Source organism: Pseudomonas sp. H11T01, from assembly GCF_048515765.1.
Taxonomy (GTDB): Bacteria; Pseudomonadota; Gammaproteobacteria; order Pseudomonadales; family Pseudomonadaceae; genus Aquipseudomonas.
The window spans coordinates 193,453-210,065 of the sequence record NZ_JBLYED010000010.1 but is presented as its reverse complement, the minus strand read 5'-3'; the positions used below and the strand labels follow the sequence as shown (position 1 = coordinate 210,065).

General features: G+C 57.3%; 17 protein-coding genes. 11 read left to right on the top strand and 6 right to left on the bottom strand.

From position 1 onward, the window contains the following. Positions 1–4 precede the first annotated feature (4 nt). The 5 genes from acs (at position 5) to ACN1C3_RS15910 (ending at position 7,273) form a co-directional block, all read left to right on the top strand. Entirely contained in the window at positions 5–1,942 is a 1,938-nt protein-coding gene (gene acs / locus ACN1C3_RS15930) for an acetate--CoA ligase (protein ID WP_419116732.1), read from the top strand. 38 nt (positions 1,943–1,980) lie between these two features. Further along, positions 1,981–2,853 (top strand): oxygenase MpaB family protein, encoded by an 873-nt coding sequence (locus ACN1C3_RS15925; RefSeq protein ID WP_419116731.1) that lies wholly within the window; start codon positions 1,981–1,983, stop codon positions 2,851–2,853. 90 nt (positions 2,854–2,943) lie between these two features. Beyond that, positions 2,944–3,957 (top strand): class I SAM-dependent rRNA methyltransferase, encoded by a 1,014-nt coding sequence (locus tag ACN1C3_RS15920; protein ID WP_419116730.1) that lies wholly within the window; start codon positions 2,944–2,946, stop codon positions 3,955–3,957. 98 nt (positions 3,958–4,055) lie between these two features. Beyond that, positions 4,056–6,974 carry a DUF748 domain-containing protein gene (locus tag ACN1C3_RS15915; protein WP_419116729.1) on the top strand — a complete coding sequence of 973 codons (2,919 nt, stop codon included), beginning with the start codon at positions 4,056–4,058 and terminating at the stop codon, positions 6,972–6,974. Then, the gene (locus tag ACN1C3_RS15910) at positions 6,971–7,273 is read left to right on the top strand and encodes a DUF2845 domain-containing protein (protein ID WP_419116728.1); all 303 of its coding nucleotides are present in this window, start codon (positions 6,971–6,973) and stop codon (positions 7,271–7,273) included. Before ACN1C3_RS15915 ends, ACN1C3_RS15910 begins: the two co-directional genes overlap by 4 nt. A gap of 179 nt (positions 7,274–7,452) precedes the next feature. On the opposite strand, the gene ACN1C3_RS15905 is transcribed toward ACN1C3_RS15910, so the two are convergent. The 3 genes from ACN1C3_RS15905 to ACN1C3_RS15895 all read right to left on the bottom strand — a co-directional run bounded on the left by ACN1C3_RS15905 (position 7,453) and on the right by ACN1C3_RS15895 (position 9,207). Next, positions 7,453–7,809 (bottom strand): BON domain-containing protein, encoded by a 357-nt coding sequence (locus ACN1C3_RS15905; RefSeq protein ID WP_419116727.1) that lies wholly within the window; start codon positions 7,807–7,809, stop codon positions 7,453–7,455. Between the two features lie 261 nt (positions 7,810–8,070). Then, a complete protein-coding gene (locus tag ACN1C3_RS15900) occupies positions 8,071–8,427 on the bottom strand; it encodes a BON domain-containing protein (RefSeq protein ID WP_419116726.1) in 357 nt (118 codons plus the stop codon). 363 nt (positions 8,428–8,790) lie between these two features. Then, the gene (locus ACN1C3_RS15895; RefSeq protein ID WP_419116725.1) at positions 8,791–9,207 is read right to left on the bottom strand and encodes a pilin; all 417 of its coding nucleotides are present in this window, start codon (positions 9,205–9,207) and stop codon (positions 8,791–8,793) included. Positions 9,208–9,434: 227 nt separating this feature from the next. Between ACN1C3_RS15895 and pilB the strand changes: the two genes are divergently transcribed. From pilB to yacG, 5 genes are read left to right on the top strand one after another with little or no spacing between them, the layout of a single operon-like run. After that, complete coding sequence (pilB, locus tag ACN1C3_RS15890; protein WP_419116724.1) at positions 9,435–11,135, top strand: type IV-A pilus assembly ATPase PilB; 1,701 nt, start codon at positions 9,435–9,437, stop codon at positions 11,133–11,135. 3 nt (positions 11,136–11,138) lie between these two features. Further along, the gene (locus ACN1C3_RS15885) at positions 11,139–12,356 is read left to right on the top strand and encodes a type II secretion system F family protein (RefSeq protein WP_419116723.1); all 1,218 of its coding nucleotides are present in this window, start codon (positions 11,139–11,141) and stop codon (positions 12,354–12,356) included. Positions 12,357–12,358: 2 nt separating this feature from the next. Further along, complete coding sequence (locus tag ACN1C3_RS15880) at positions 12,359–13,231, top strand: prepilin peptidase (protein WP_419116722.1); 873 nt, start codon at positions 12,359–12,361, stop codon at positions 13,229–13,231. Continuing rightward, on the top strand, positions 13,228–13,851 hold the full coding sequence (coaE, locus tag ACN1C3_RS15875; protein WP_419116721.1) for a dephospho-CoA kinase: 624 nt from the start codon (positions 13,228–13,230) through the stop codon (positions 13,849–13,851). The genes ACN1C3_RS15880 and coaE overlap by 4 nt, the downstream gene beginning before the upstream one ends. Beyond that, the gene (gene yacG / locus ACN1C3_RS15870; RefSeq protein WP_419116720.1) at positions 13,848–14,051 is read left to right on the top strand and encodes a DNA gyrase inhibitor YacG; all 204 of its coding nucleotides are present in this window, start codon (positions 13,848–13,850) and stop codon (positions 14,049–14,051) included. The genes coaE and yacG overlap by 4 nt, the downstream gene beginning before the upstream one ends. A gap of 8 nt (positions 14,052–14,059) precedes the next feature. On the opposite strand, the gene ACN1C3_RS15865 is transcribed toward yacG, so the two are convergent. The 3 genes from ACN1C3_RS15865 to ACN1C3_RS15855 all read right to left on the bottom strand — a co-directional run bounded on the left by ACN1C3_RS15865 (position 14,060) and on the right by ACN1C3_RS15855 (position 16,158). Then, positions 14,060–14,275, bottom strand: a complete 216-nt coding sequence (locus ACN1C3_RS15865) for a hypothetical protein (RefSeq protein ID WP_419116719.1) — start codon at positions 14,273–14,275, stop codon at positions 14,060–14,062. 95 nt (positions 14,276–14,370) lie between these two features. After that, on the bottom strand, positions 14,371–15,063 hold the full coding sequence (locus ACN1C3_RS15860; protein ID WP_419116762.1) for an energy-coupling factor ABC transporter permease: 693 nt from the start codon (positions 15,061–15,063) through the stop codon (positions 14,371–14,373). A 162-nt stretch (positions 15,064–15,225) separates the two neighbouring features. Further along, a complete protein-coding gene (locus ACN1C3_RS15855; protein ID WP_419116718.1) occupies positions 15,226–16,158 on the bottom strand; it encodes a LysR family transcriptional regulator in 933 nt (310 codons plus the stop codon). A gap of 121 nt (positions 16,159–16,279) precedes the next feature. Here ACN1C3_RS15855 and ACN1C3_RS15850 point away from each other — a divergent pair, with 121 nt between their 5' ends. Beyond that, on the top strand, positions 16,280–16,525 hold the full coding sequence (locus ACN1C3_RS15850) for a DUF2790 domain-containing protein (RefSeq protein WP_419116717.1): 246 nt from the start codon (positions 16,280–16,282) through the stop codon (positions 16,523–16,525). Positions 16,526–16,613 lie beyond the last annotated feature (88 nt).

Here is a 16,613-nt window from a genome sequence, read left to right as displayed (position 1 = left end):
CGTCATGTTCGATATCAGCCACTTTCCGAAAGCCGATGCCGTCCGCCGGGCTGCACAACTGAGTCAGGACGACTACCATCGCCTGTACCGCCAATCCATCGAGCAACCCGATATTTTCTGGGCCGAACAGGCCAAGCGTTTTCTCGACTGGTCAACACCGTGGCAAAGCGTTCAACACGCAGATCTGAAGACCGGTGCGGCGAGCTGGTTTGCCGGCGGTCAACTGAACGTCAGTTACAACTGCATCGACCGCCATCTTGAACAACGCGGCGACCAGATCGCTATCATCTGGGAAGGCGACGACCCCGCCGAGTCGGCGCAGATCACCTACAAAAAACTTCATCACAACGTCTGCCGTCTGGCCAATGTGCTGAAAAGTCGCGGTGTCAAGAAAGGCGATCGGGTCTGTATCTACATGCCGATGGTCCCCGAAGCGGCCTACGCCATGCTTGCCTGCTCGCGAATTGGTGCGGTGCACTCGGTGGTGTTCGGCGGCTTTTCCCCTGACTCCCTGCGCGACCGTATTCTCGACGCCGACTGCCGCACCGTGATCACCGCAGATGAAGGTGTACGCGGTGGCAAATACATTGCGCTCAAGCAGAACGTCGACAAAGCCCTGCTCAGCTGCCCGGACGTCAGCACCGTGCTGGTGGTCGAGCGCACCCAAGGTGAGGTCAACTGGGTCGAAGGCCGTGACCTCTGGTATCACCAGGCCCTGCGCAGCATGAGCGACGACTGCCCGCCCGAGCCAATGGGCGCCGAAGACCCGCTGTTCATCCTTTACACCTCCGGCAGCACCGGCAAACCCAAAGGCGTACTGCACAGCACCGGCGGCTATTTGCTGCAAGCGGCGATGACCTTCAAATACGTGTTCGACTACCGTGACGGCGAAGTCTTCTGGTGCACCGCCGATGTCGGCTGGGTCACCGGCCACAGCTACATCGTCTACGGTCCGCTGGCCAATGGCGCGACCACGCTGATCTTCGAAGGTGTACCGAGCTACCCGAGCAGTTCGCGGTTCTGGCAGGTAATCGACAAGCATCACGTCAACATCTTCTACACCGCGCCTACCGCCTTACGCGCGCTGATGCGCGAAGGTCTGGAGCCGTTGCAAGCGACATCGCGCAGCAGTCTGCGCCTGCTGGGCAGCGTGGGTGAGCCGATCAACCCGGAAGCCTGGGAATGGTATTTCAATGCCGTCGGCGAGCAACGTTGCCCGATCGTCGACACCTGGTGGCAGACTGAGACTGGCGGCATCATGCTCAGCCCGCTGGTCAGCGCAACCCGAATCAAACCCGGCTGCGCCACCCAACCGATGTTCGGCGTGCAACCAGTGTTACTGGACGAACAGGGCAAGGAAATCAGCGGTGCCGGCAGCGGCATACTGGCGATCAAGGCCAGCTGGCCGGCGCAGATTCGTAGCGTCTACGGCGACCCCAAACGTATGCTCGAAACCTACTTCAAACCCTTCCCTGGTTATTACTTCACCGGCGACGGCGCCCGTCGCGATGAAGACGGCGATTACTGGATCACCGGGCGTATCGATGACGTGATCAACGTGTCCGGGCATCGCATCGGAACGGCTGAAGTAGAAAGCGCGTTGGTATTGCACGACAGCATTGCCGAAGCTGCGGTGGTCGGTTATCCCCATGACGTCAAAGGTCAGGGAATCTACGCCTTCGTTACGCCGATGAATGGCGTCGATCCAACTGACGCGTTGAAGAAAGAACTGCTGGCACATGTCAGCAAGGAAATCGGCAGCTTCGCTAAACCGGATTTGATCCAATGGGCACCGGCCTTGCCGAAAACCCGTTCGGGCAAGATCATGCGACGGATTCTGCGAAAGATTGCCTGTAATGAATTGGACAGCCTGGGCGATACTTCAACCCTGGCCGATCCGAGCGTGGTCGAGGGTCTGATCGACAAACGCCTGAACACATAAACCTGCGCGGCCGATGCCGTGCCTTCGCCTGAGCCGTCATGAAATTCATTCGTAGTCGTATCGAAACCCAGATCATGAGCCTGAGCGGCCTGTCCCTCGGCAAGCTTGATCTGGAGAACCCCAAAGGCGATCCCGGCCTGTTCGGGCCGGACTCGGTCAGTTGGCAAGTGCATGGCGACTTCAGCAGTATGTTGATCGGCGGCATCTGCGCTCTGATGCTGCAATCCCTGCATCCGCTGGTGCTTGCCGGCGTCTGGGATCATTCAAATTTTCGTGAAGACATGCTTGGCCGGCTGCGCCGCACCGGACAGTTCATTTCCGGCACCACCTTTGGCTCGCGTCAGGACGCCGAGTGGCTGATCGACAAGGTTCGCACCATTCACCTGCAAGTGACCGGCACCGCGCCCGATGGCCAGCCTTATGCGGCCAGCGACCCGGATCTGCTGACCTGGGTCCATGTGGCCGAGGTCAGCAATTTCCTCGCCGCCCACCTGCGTTACCGCAACCCGAATCTGTCGCCGGCCGATCAGGATCGCTATTACGCGGAAATCGCCCTGGTCGCCGAGCGACTGGGCGCCCGGGATGTGCCGCGCTCACGACAGGAAATAGCCGACTACCTTGTAAGAATCCGACCGCGACTGGTGTGTGACGAGCGCAGCCGCGAAGTGCTGCGTCTGCTGCTGGCCGCTCCCTCACCCAGCCGCATGGCCAAGCCTTTTGGGGCGCTGATGATGCAGGCCGGTATCGACTTGTTACCGGACTGGGCCAGCGACATGCTGGGTGTCAGCCAGGGTCCGTTGCAACGACAATTGATCCGCGCCAGCGTCAACCGTAGTGCGCCGGTGCTGCGCTGGGCGGTACGCAATGGCTCGGTACAGCGTGCCAAACGACGCATGGGGTTGCTGACCTGAAGATCGCTCCCACGCTCCGCGTGGGAACGATCACGCAGCGGCCCTTAGCTGTTAAACTCTCGCGCCAAATTCCCCTGCAAGGCGCCCAGCATGTCTTCCTTGAATCAGGCGCTGCGCGCCGCCCTCGATCATCGCCAAGACCTGCTCACCGAGCTGCATCAGCAAGGCACCGACTGCTATCGGTTGTTCCATGGCAGCCAGGAAGGTGCCGGTGGCCTGACCATCGACCGTTATGGTCCGCAACTGCTGGTGCAAAGCTTTCACCAATCGCTGGAACGCGACGCGCTGCTGCAACTGCATGAAGCCATCAATCAGCACCTCGACCTGAACACTCTGCTGGTCTACAACGACCGCTCCCGGGGCAATTCGCGCATTGACCGGGAAGACTCGGTCTACCGTGCCGAAGACGCGGCTCTGGAAGACATGATCGGCCATGAATGGGGTCTGAACTATCGCGTACGGGGTCGCCACGCCGGGCAGGATCCATTGCTGTTCCTTGACCTGCGCAACGCTCGCGGTTGGGTCAAAGACCACAGCGTCGGTAAAAGCGTGCTGAACCTGTTTGCGTACACCTGCGGTGTTGGCTTGAGCGCAGCCGCCGGCGGCGCCAGCGAAGTGTGCAATCTGGACTTTGCCGAAGGCAATCTGTCGGTCGGCCGTGAGAACGGCCAGCTCAATCCGCAGTTGCCAAAGATGCAGTTCATCCAGTCCGACTACTTTGCGGCGATCCGTCAACTGGCCGGTTTGCCAATCATTCAACGTCGTCACAAATTGCCGAGCTACCCACGCCTGGAACAGCGCCAATACGACCTGGTCCTGCTCGATCCTCCCGCCTGGGCCAAAAGTGCTTTCGGCACCGTTGACCTGTTGCGCGACTATCAAAGCCTGCTCAAACCGGCTCTGCTGACCACCGCCGAAAATGGCGTACTGATCTGCTGCAACAATCTCGCAAAGGTCAGCATGGACGACTGGCGTGAACAGGTTCTGCGCTGCGCCGAAAAGGCCGGGCGACCGGTGCGCGACTGGCAAGTGTTGACTCCAGGCAGTGATTTTCCGTCCATGGATCAACAACCGCCGCTGAAAACCTTGATCCTGCAACTCTGAGCCAGGCAAGTGCTGGGCGAATAAAGGCAATTGCTTCGGAACCGGAATCGCGTGCCATACTCCAAGGCACTTCCGATATCAGATAGATGAAGCCTCACATGCCCAAAGGATTGATCCGCGCCATTGGCGTCTTGTTGACCGCTCTCGCCCTTTATAGCTTGCTGGGGTTTCTGATATTGCCAGGCATCGCTTTGCGGGTTGCTAATCAACAATTGGCCAACTACGCAACGGTGCCGGCGCGAATCGAGCGGATCGAACTCAACCCCTTCAGCCTTGAACTGACCCTGTGGGGGTTGAAAATCGGTGAGCCGGGCAAGGAGCAAGTGGCCTTCGAGCGCCTTTACGCCAACCTGGAGCTCGACAGCCTGTGGACCCGTGCCCTGCACCTGGCCGATGTCGAATTGCTCAACCCAAAGAGCGAAATCCTCTTCGCCAAAGACGGCAAACTCAACCTGCTTCAGCTGTTCAAGCTGCCAGCCAGCGAGCCGACCCCGCCCAATCCGGACAGCAAGCCATTTCCACTGCGCATCGAACGGATCAAGCTGGCTGGCGGCTATGTGCACTTTCAGGATGTACGTCCCAGCGAGCCGATCGAATTCCTCTACGACAAGCTCGACTTCGAGCTGAAGAACCTCAGTACCTTGCCCGACGATAACGCCGACATGACTCTGGTCGCCGTCGGCCCCAACGGTGGGCAGCTTGACTGGACCGGTAACTTCAGTCTGGTGCCGATTGCTTCCGAAGGCAGGCTCAAAGTCACCAACGGCCAGATGAAAGCCTTTTGGCCCTATGTGCGTGATGCCGTGCCGCTGGTGCTGGAAAACGGCGTTCTGAACCTGAGTACTGATTACAAATTCAATCTCTCCAAAGAAACCGAACTGCTCCTGAGCAACGCCTCGCTGAGCGTCGCTCCGTTCGCCATCAAGGCACCGGATGGTCGGCCGCTGGCGCGTCTCGAACGGCTGGACGTCAGCGAGACCACGGTCGATCTGGCCAAGCAGCAAGTGGTGGTCGGCAAGATCCGCAGTCAGAAACTGGAAACCTGGGCCGCTCGCGAAGCCGACGGTCAGCTCGACTGGCAGAAGCTATTCGCCAGCCAACCGGCCAAACCCACGCCGGAAACCGCTCCAGCCGCTGGCTCGCCCAAACCAGAAACGACAGCCCCAAGCAAACCCTGGCAAGTGCTGGTGAAGGACGTGCAACTGCGCGATTACCAGGTCCATTTGGCAGACCGCCAGGCGCAACCGGCAGTGGCGCTGGAACTCGGCCCGCTGAACCTGGATCTGCAAAACTTCGACAGCCTCAATCAATCGCCTTTCACCCTCAAGCTCGATACCGGGCTGGGCAAGCAAGGCAAGATCCTGGCAAGCGGCGAAGTCAATCTGAAACCGGTCAGTGCCAAGCTGCAGGTGCAGACCAAAGACATCGACTTGCGCGTCGCCCAGTCCTACATCAGTCCGTTCATTCGCCTGGAGCTGCGCAGCGGCATGCTCGGCAGTGATCTGGCGGTCGATCTTAAAAGCACTGAGCCGCTGGCGTTCAATGTCACCGGTCGGGCCCAGGTCGATCAACTGCACACCCTGGACACCTTGAAGACCCGCGACTTTCTCAAGTGGCAACAATTGGTGCTCGAAGGGTTGAATTATCAACATGGTGACAGCCTGTCGATCACCAAGGTCAACCTGTTGCAGCCCTATGTGCGCTTCATGATCAACGAAGACCGCACCACCAACATTGATGACCTGCTGATCCCGCAGGCAGCCGACGGCGGCGCAAAATCCGCTGCAAAACCCGTGGCCAGCAAAGACAAAGCGCTGGGCATTCACATCGGCGCAATCGCTATCAACGATGGATCGGCCAACTTCGCCGACTTCAGCCTGACGCCGAACTTCGCCACCGCCGTTCAAGAGCTCAACGGATCGATCGGCACCATCGACAGCCGCCAGGCAAAACCGGCCAGCGTCGATATCAAGGGCAAAGTCGACCGTTATGCACCGGTCACTATCAAAGGCAGCGTGAACCCGTTCGACCCAATGGCGGCGCTGGATATCGCCACCAGCTTCAAACGCGTCGAGCTGACCACCCTGACGCCCTACTCCGGCAAGTTCGCCGGCTACCGCATTCGTAAAGGCCGGCTCAATCTCGACCTGCATTACATGATCACCAAGGGCCAGTTGAAAGCCGAGAACAAAATGGTGGTCGAGCAACTGCAACTGGGGGAAAAAGTCGACAGCCCCGATGCCGTGGACCTGCCGATTCGCCTGGCGATCGCACTGCTCAAAGACTCGGATGGCAAAATCTCCATCGAGCTCCCAATCTCCGGCGACTTGAATAATCCACAGTTCAGCGTGATGCCGATCATCTGGCAAACCCTGCGCAATCTGGTGCTGCGTGCGGCTGAAGCGCCCTTCAAGTTCATTGGCGGTCTGGTCAGCGGTGGGGGCTCGGAAGACCTTGGAAGCGTGTCGTTCGCGCCAGGCTCCAGTGACCTGAATAAAGACTCCGAATCGACGTTGATCAAACTGGCCAAGGCTCTCAAAGAGCGTCCCGCCCTGCGCCTGGAGATTGAAGGCACCAGCGCGCAAAGCAGCGACGGCCCACCGATCGCCGAACAGCGGCTTGAACGCGAATATCAATACAACTACTACAAAATGCTCCAGCGCCGCGGTGACAAGGTCCCTGCACAAGCGTCCCTGTTAGAGGTTCCGGACAGCGAAAAGGCGCCACTGCTCGAAGGCATCTACCGCACCCGCCTGAAAACACAGCCACCGGCCGAATGGGCACAACTGAGCCGCGACGAACGCACAGCAAAATTGCGTGAAGGGCTGATCAAATTCTGGAGCGAAAGCGACGTGCTCCTGCGTCAATTGGGACAAGATCGGGCCAGCAGCATCAAGGACTTCCTGGTGGACAAAGGACAGCTGGCTGACGATCGGGTTTACTTCATCGACGCTAATTTGGGGCAAGCGCAGAGCGATGGTCGGGTGATCACGCAGCTTCATCTGGACAGCGAATGAACCTGCAGACACGCTTTTTGCTCAGCCTGGCATTGGCCGTTGCTGCCAGCCAGGCTCAAGCCGCCGATACGCTGCGCTGTGGCAGTCAATTGATCAGTGTGGGAGACCGTTCCGGCGAAGTTCTGCAAAAATGCGGAGAACCTGCTTCCCGCGACTTTTTGGGCTATAAGCGCAGTGCTAACCGACGCGAAGAGTTTCAGGTCGAGGAGTGGGTGTACGGGCCCAATAGCGGCATGTATCAATTCCTACGCTTTGAAGGCAATCGTCTGGTGCGCATCGACAGCAAGCGCGGCAACTGACACCTTTCCCCTTCGCCGATAAATTTCCCGTCCCAAATAGAACAGGCTCCGACACAAAGTGCCGGAGCCTGTAATGACCACATCCCTGTGGTCTTTCGCATGAACCTTGAAGGAAGGACAGGCGTATTGCTGGATCGCCCTGTCGTCCCCTTCTCCCGTCCAGGCGAGAAGCTTGAACCTTATTCGGCTTTCAAACCGTCAGCCGATACCGCTTTGACGCCTTTGATTTTTTTGGTGATATCTACTGCCACTTTCTTCTGTGCCTCAGTTACAGCAACAGTCGAGGACAAGGAAACCACGCCTTTGTTGGTTTCAACTTTGATGTCGGTGCCAGGAATGCCTTTCTCGGTGACCAGATCGCTTTTCACTTTGGTAGTGATCCAGGTGTCGGAAGTCGCTTCCTTGGCCTTGGTCATTTCACCGGCCGCCACAACCATTGGCGACTGGGTAGTTTGAGTAGTCTGGGCAAATGCAGCGTTGGCCATAGTCAGGGTCAGCGCGGTTGCAGTTGCGGCAGCAATAGCGAACTTCTTCATACGAGTAACTCCTGTTTTTCTAGAAATTCTGCACCGTGTCATTGGAGCAGGGGTACTGGATAGGTTGCAGGCGTTGTGCCAACTCTCCAGTTAAAAATAAACCGTTTAAAATCAATAAGTTATGTAAGATATAAAAATTCTTAATCGTGCAGATTGCATGACTACTGCAGCGTTCGCATGCAAGTTGCGGTTTTTGGCTCCGACACAAAGTGCCGGAGCCTATCGTCCCTCTTCTCCCTGTCCAGGCGAGAAGCTTGAACATCATTGGGTTTTCAGGCCGTCAGCCATAACGGCTTTGACACCTTTAATATGCTTGGCGATGGAGATTGCCTTGTCTTTCTCTGCTTGAGTCACTGGATTACTCGAAGACAGGGTTACAACACCTTCCTTGGTATCTACTTCAACGCCAATGCCAGGAACGCCTTTTTTGGCCATCAGTTCAGTCTTCACTTTGGTAGTGATCCAGGTATCGGAAGTCACTTCCTTGGCCTTGGTCATTTCACCGGCCGCCACAACCATAGGCGACTGGGTGGTTTGAGTAGTCTGCGCAAATGCAGCGTTGGCCATGGTCAGGGTCAGCGCGGTAGCAGTTGCGGCAGCGATCGCGAACGTCTTCATACGAGTAACTCCTGTTCTGCCAGAAAGTCTGCGCCGTATCATTGGGGCAGGGTTACCAGAGATATTGCAGGCGCTATGCCAACTGACGATCAGAATATAAAAACCTATAAATCAATAATTTATGAAAAACGCAAAAAACCGGAATCGTGCAGATTGCATGACCCATACGTAATTTGCATGCAAGTTGCAGGTTTCAGAAAGTTTCCAAGACCCTGAATTGCTGATCATTTCCGTATTTATCTGCCCCTGTATGACGAAGATTCAAACGGCGTCACTGTTTACACAGGGTTCATCTTGAGTTTTTCCCATAAAAAATGCCCCGACTTCACCAGACGGGGCACTTTTTACTGGATTGCCAGAAGACTACGTGCCAGAGGCGGTGCAACCTTTTGGAGAGTAGTCAGGCGCTACGGTGGTTGCGCAAGACCAGCCCCCGGCAAGTGTGCGAGAAAGAGTGATGGTTTTGTTTAGCACTGGACCCGGAGCATTCAAGATTGTGCAACCGATTGAGCCTACCCCCGTCGAGGAGGTACCTGATGCGGTAACCGTACAATTACCCGTTGTCGCGACGCCTCCTACCAGGGCTAATGTGGGATCGGTGCCCTGATTCATAATGTCTTCAAAAGGAACTTTCAGCGCCGAGATCTCCGCCAATCCGGCGGTAACCTTGGCTCTGGCTTGGTACTTCGAATAAGCCGGTATCGCAAACGTTGCCAAAATACCGATGATCGCGACCACGATCAGCAGCTCGATCAAGGTAAAACCCTTCTGACTATTCATAGATAAGCTCCAAGCATTAAGTGAAGTCTCATGACCTTAACAGGTTAAAGCACAGCACATGCCAACCCCTTTGAGCCCATGTCATTGGGCCCACATCGGTGCTGGCGCATCGCCTTTATCCTCAGAAGCTGCACAATCTGACACTTTTTGTCACCCGCCCGTCCCTGATTAGGCTGATCCGACCGACTACGCTATAAGTCTCTGACTGATTTGCGTTTGGTGCTCGAATGAATGACATCGCCCTCACCGGCCTGGCCAAGCAATTGGTGCTGGCCGAGCTGCTCACGGACCAAAGCGCGCAACAGGCGTATCAACAATCCCAACGCAACCGCGTTTCTCTAGTGACCTACCTGGTCCAGAACAAACTGGTCAAAAGCCGGCAAGTGGCGCAAATCGCTTCTGAACATTTTGGCGTGGCCTTTCTTGACCTCAGTTGCCTCGATAAAGAAACGCAGCCTCGCGGTCTGGTCAGCGAGAAGCTGATCCGCCAACACCACGCCCTGCCCCTCTGGCGTCGTGGCAACAAGTTGTTTGTCGGTATTTCCGACCCGACCAATCACCAAGCCATCAACGATATCCAGTTCAGCACCGGGCTGACCACCGAAGCCATCCTGGTGGAAGACGACAAGCTCAGCGACGCCATCGACAAGTTCTTCGACACCCAGTCCAACGGCCTGGAAGACCTGGCCGATGTCGATCTGGATGGTCTGGACATCGAGTCCATCGACGATAAAAAAAACGACGCCATTGCAGGGCAAGACGCTGACGATGCACCCGTGGTGCGCTTCGTCCACAAGATGCTGCTGGACGCGATCAAGGGCGGTTCTTCAGACCTGCACTTCGAACCCTATGAAAAGATGTATCGGGTCCGAGTGCGCACCGATGGCATTCTTTGCGAGGTCGCCAGACCGCCACTCCATCTCGCTGGCAGGATCGCCGCGCGCCTGAAGGTCATGGCCAGCCTGGATATCTCTGAGCGCCGCAAGCCGCAGGACGGGCGGATCAAGATGCGCATATCGAAGAGCAAATCCATCGACTTGCGGGTCAATACCTTGCCGACACTGTGGGGCGAAAAGGTCGTAATGCGAATTCTCGATCCCGCCAGTGCACAAATGGGCATTGATGCCCTGGGCTATGAGCCCGAGCAGAAAGACCTGTACCTGGCGGCGCTCAAGCAGCCCCAGGGACTGATTCTGGTGACCGGGCCGACCGGTTCAGGCAAAACCATTTCGCTGTACACCGGCCTGAATATCCTCAACACCGTCGACATCAATATTTCCACCGTCGAAGACCCGGTGGAAATCAACATGGAAGGCATCAACCAGGTCAACGTCAATCCCAAACAGGGGCTGGATTTTGCCCAGGCCTTGCGCTCGTTCCTGCGCCAGGACCCGGACGTGATCATGGTCGGCGAAATCCGCGACCTGGAAACCGCCGAGATCGCCATCAAAGCGGCACAGACCGGGCACATGGTGCTTTCAACCCTGCACACCAACAGCGCCGCGCAAACCCTGACCCGTCTGCACAACATGGGTATCCCGGGCTTCAACATCGCCACCTCGGTGAACCTGATTATCGCCCAGCGTCTGGCCCGCAAGCTGTGCAGCCACTGCAAAAAAGAAATCGACGTCCCTCACGAAACGCAGCACAAGGAAGGCTTCGCCGAGGAACATATCGGCTCATTCAAGATCTATGAGCCGGTCGGTTGCGATCTCTGCAATGGTGGTTACAAGGGGCGAGTCGGGATCTATGAAGTGGTGAAAAATACGCCGGATCTTCAACGTCTGATCATGGCAGAAGGCAATTCACTGGAGATTGACATTCAGATGCGCAAGGACGGTTTCAACGACTTGCGTACCTCCGGCCTGCTCAAGGTCATGCAGGGCATTACCAGCCTTGAGGAAATCAACCGGGTCACCAAGGACTAAACGATGGCGGTCAAAGCAGTCAAAGTCAGTGTTTACGCTTGGGAAGGCACCGATAAGAAAGGCACCAAAATGACCGGCGAATTAAACGGTCATAGCCCGGCGCTGATCAAGGCGCAATTGCGCAAACAAGGTATTACGCCGGGCAAGGTACGCAAGAAAAGCGTCCCGCTATTCAGCGTCGGCAAACGCATAAAACCCCTCGATATCGCCCTGTTCACCCGCCAGATGGCGACCATGATGAAAGCCGGGGTGCCGTTGCTTCAGTCCTTCGACATCATCGGCGAGGGGTTCGATAACCCGAACATGCGCAAGCTGGTGGACGAGATAAAACAGGAAGTCGCGGCCGGTAACAGCTTCGCCGCTGCGTTGCGTAAAAAGCCGCAGTATTTCGATGACCTGTACTGCAATCTGGTGGACGCCGGTGAACAAGCTGGTGCCCTGGAAACCTTGCTGGAGCGGGTGGCGACCTACAAAGAAAAGAGCGAAAGCCTCAAAGCCAAGATCAAGAAGGCCATGACTTATCCCTTGGCGGTGATCTTCGTCGCGATCATCGTGGCCGGCATTCTGCTGGTCAAAGTGGTCCCACAGTTCAAGACGGTATTTTCCGGTTTTGGCGCGGACCTCCCGGCCTTCACCCTGATGGTCATCGCCCTCTCCGAATTCATGCAGGAGTGGTGGTGGCTGATACTGATCGGTATCGCCGCCGCCGTGTTCGGTTTCCGCCACGCACGCAAACGCTCTCAACGCTTTCGCGACTGGCTGGACATCAGCCTGCTGAAACTGCCGCTGGTCGGCTCGCTGATGTACAAATCATCCGTGGCCCGCTATGCCCGTACGCTGTCCACCACCTTTGCTGCCGGTGTACCCCTGGTGGAAGCCCTGGACTCGGTGGCCGGCGCCACCGGCAATATCGTCTTCAGGAACGCGGTCAACCGTATCAAGCAGGATGTTTCGACCGGCATGCAGCTGAATTTTTCCATGCGCAGCTCCGGGATCTTCCCGAACATGGCGATCCAGATGACCGCCATCGGAGAAGAATCCGGTGTGCTGGACGATATGCTGGAAAAGGTCGCGACTTACTATGAGGGCGAAGTCGACAATATGGTCGACAACCTGACCAGCCTGATGGAGCCATTCATCATGGTGATTCTTGGCGTCGTCGTCGGCGGTCTGGTGGTTGCCATGTACCTGCCCATCTTCCAACTTGGCTCTGCGATCTGAACATGTCCTTGAGTGATTTTTTGATCAGCTATCCGCTGGCCTTTGTTTTATCGGCGCTGGCCCTTGGCCTGATTGTCGGCAGCTTCCTCAATGTGTTGGTCTGGCGCCTGCCAAAGATGCTCGAACGCGAATGGCGGGTAGAGGCTCACGATGTGCTGGGTTTACCGCCAGAGCAGTCGGTCCCGACCTACAACCTCTTACTGCCGCACTCTCATTGTCCGCACTGCGCTCACCCGATCCGCGCCTGGGAAAATATCCCGGTCCTCAGCTATCTGCTGCTCAGAGGCCGCTGTTCGAAGTGCAAGGCACCGATCAGCAAGCGCTACCCGATCACCGAACTGGCCTGTGGCCTGCTCACGGCCTTCGTTGCCTGGCATTTCGGTTTTGGCTGGCAGGCGGGGCTGGTGGTGATCTTGAGTTGGGGCTTGCTGGCGATGAGCCTGATCGATGCCGATCATCAGCTGCTGCCAGATGTACTGGTGCTGCCGTTGCTCTGGCTGGGGTTGATCGTCAACAGCTTCGGTCTGTTCGTGCCCTTGCATGACGCGTTGTGGGGCGCAGTGGCCGGTTACATGAGCCTGTGGTCGGTGTATTGGCTGTTCAAGTTGCTCACTGGCAAGGACGGCATGGGCTTTGGTGACTTCAAGCTCCTGGCGATGCTCGGTGCCTGGGGGGGCTGGCAAATTCTGCCGCTGACGATCCTGCTGTCCTCCCTGATCGGCGCCGTGCTCGGGCTGATTTGGTTGCGTGTGCGTAACGCACAAACCTCGACGCCCATCCCTTTCGGCCCTTATCTGGCGATTGCCGGCTGGATTGCGTTGCTCTGGGGTGGTCAAATAACCGACTCCTATTTGCAGCTTGTCGGTTTCAAATGAATACCTCTGATCTCAAACCCTGGATTCTTGGTCTGACCGGCGGAATCGGTAGCGGAAAAAGCGCCGCTGCCCAGCACTTCATCGACCTCGGTGTGCACTTGGTCGATGCCGATCATGCCGCCCGCTGGGTGGTCGAGCCAGGGCGTCCGGCACTGGCGAAGATCGCGGAGCACTTCGGTGCAGGCGTGCTTCAGGCAGACGGTCAACTGGATCGCGCGGCGCTGCGCAAGCTGATCTTTGAAGTGCCTGAAGAGCGGCGCTGGCTCGAGTCCCTGTTGCACCCACTGATCGGACAGGAGATCGCCAGTCATTTGGCCAAGGCTCAGTCGCCATACGCGATTCTGGTCTCGCCGCTGTTGATCGAGTCCGGGCAGTACGCACAGACTCAACGCATCCTGGTAATCGATGCGCCAGAGCAACTGCAAATCGAGCGAACCCTACTGCGCGACCAGACCAGCGAGCAACAGGTCCAGGCGATTCTCAAAGTCCAGGCCAGCCGTGAAGAACGCTTGCGTCATGCCAACGATGTGCTGGTCAATGACCGCGATCTAAACTGGTTACATAGCGAGGTCGAACGCTTGCATCACTTTTATCTTACTTTGCGTGGAGGCCAGTCATGAGCCAACCCTTGACCGTCGAATGCCCAACCTGCGGCGCCCCTGTGGAATGGAGCGCAACCAATCCCAACCGGCCGTTCTGCTCGGACCGCTGCAAACTGATCGACCTGGGCGCCTGGGCGTCTGAAGAGCACAAGATCCCCGTCAGCCCGGATGCCGAAGACGAGATGTTCTCCGAGGACTTCGATCCTCGTAGGCACTAATTAAAAAATCACGGCCGCATAAAACCGTAATCCTGCCCGTCGTCGAGGTTCTCGGCCAGATACTGCAATTCATCCGCCAGATCCTCGACACTGCGTACGCCCTTGCTCTGCTGCACCACCGCACTGAGTAAGGCGCGCAGACTCAAACCCGGGTCAAAACCCACTTCTTGCGCCGCATCCAGACTCTGACGCAGTTCCTGCCTTGCCCATTCGTAGACACTCATGACCATGCTCCTGAAGATTTCCCAAAGCATGCAGGGCCTCATGATTTGAGACCTTGATGTGGATCAAGGTCCTCACTACCGATCAAGATCGCGGATCAAGATCGCGGCGGCTCATCGTCCTTCCACGGTGCAGATAGGTAGCGCGTGCGATTGAAGGTCTCCAGCCACTCGGGGCAGAACACTACCAACGCACTGACGATCATGCCGTTGATGAAGGCCTCGGGGAAAATGATCAGCCACAGATAGCCCACAAAGTCCTCCAGCCATTCCGGCATGGCAAAACGCCCGTCGAACCACAGCAAGCCAAGCGCCAGCAACAGACACAACAACGCCGAAAGCGCCGCCGCAAAAAAGCCGGAACAAAAGATATACACAAAGGGATTACGTGGCTGCGCCCGCTCCACGAGGATCGCGCAGCATTCGGTGATCAGCACTGGCAGCACTATCAGTAAAGCGCCATTGACCCCGACCGCCGCCAAATCCTGACGACCCAGAGCCACCAGCCCGAGTTGCGCCACCAGGCCGCCGACAATTGCCAATGGCCAGTCCAGCAGCAAGGTCACCGCTGTCATGCCGATGAGGTGATAGGACACACCAGTATCGAAGTCCTGCCGCACCAGCCACAGCACAAACAGCGTGAACACCGTACCGAACAGCAGGTGCTGACGACGGCTGTCGGTGAACAGCTCGACCCACGGCGCGCGCGCAATCGCCCAGACCAGCACCGGCACATAGATCAGCCAGCCGACCGTGAGGGTTTCCGGCGACAGCACCGCGGCACTGATCATCGCTGGACCTTCTCCGGCGCCCACTTCGGCACAAGACTCAATAACATCACTGACCAAACCTTCACTTCAGACTCCTTGCGCAACAGGGCTCGATGTCACAAGTAACCAGTCTACACCGCCCTTTTCACCCCCTTCGCTCAACGCTCGCCGCTCTTAAAACCATCAGGCCCAGTGCCGTGGATCTTTTAAAGCGCTCTCATGTTCGGCGAACAGTTTGGGCAACTCGGCCTTGAGAAAATCAACCCAGGTCCTGACTTTGGCATCGAGAAAGCGCCGTGATGGGTAGAGCGCATAGACATTGCGCTCCCGTAGACGATAGGCCGCCAGCAGGCGCAGCAACTTGCCTTCGTTCATCGGCCGCGTCGCGGTATAGAACGGCAGCAGACTGATGCCCATACCGGCCTCAGAGGCTTTGACCATGGACTCAGCGACATTGCACTGAAAGGTCTTGCCGGGGATGACGCGATGCTCGCCCTGCTCGTCGTGAAATACCCATTCATCACTGTACAAAGGGTCGAGCATTCGCAGACAGCGATGCTCATTGAGGTCCAAAGGGTTGCCGGGCACGCCATGGCGTTCCAGGTAATCCCTGGAGGCACACGGCACGCTGTAAATCTGTCCGATGGACTGTGCGACAAATTGCGTATCGGCTAATTCCTGAGCAATCGAGATGACTACATCATGGCCTTCTTCCAACGGGTCTGGATTGCGCTGCGACAGGGTCAGCTCGAACACCACGTCGGGGTAGAGCTCTCCATATCGAGCGATCAGCGGCGTGATCAACACGCCCAGGCCGTTCATGCTGTGTACCCGTAGCCGACCACTGGGTTTGAGATGGGCGCCGCGGGCTTCAGCGGTGGCCTCGTTCATTTCCTCGAGTATCTGCCGACCACGCAACAGAAATCGTTCGCCGGCTTCGGTCAATACCAGTCGCCGGGTGGTGCGTTGCAGCAGGCGCGCTTGCACGTGCTGCTCCAGGTCGGCTACCAACCGCGAAACTTGCGCAGTCGACAAGTCGAGCGCCTGCGCGGCTGCGGTAAAACTGCCGCTGTCCACCACGCGGACGAACACCCGCAAGCTATTGAGCAGGTCCATAAGCCCTCCAGGCGCAGCAACTGTTGCGTTTCATGTAAGGCTGCATCAAGCGAACCGCTCTTTATCCAAAACAGGCGAGGAATAGACTTTAGACATCAGGATCACCACGGAGAAAAATGAAATGAAAACGTTGATCAGTCTGTTTCTGGCAGTCATCGCCACCTCGGCCATCGCGGCCGGCAACGAACAAATCCCGGCGACTCAGTACAACCCCGCGCAGCCGCTCGATATCGCCAAGGTGATATCGGTAACACCCACTGCAAACGCCTGCGAACTGGTGCCAGCGACTATGGTGTATGTCGATCACCAGGGTGAAACCCATCGCCTGGTTTATCAGGTAATGGGCGGCTGCTCGGGTAACGCTTGATCAAACCCGGGCAGCACGGCTCACGCGACACCAGGCCAACACCACAGCGCTCACGCCTGCAATCATCAACAGCAGTCCCGCCCAGACT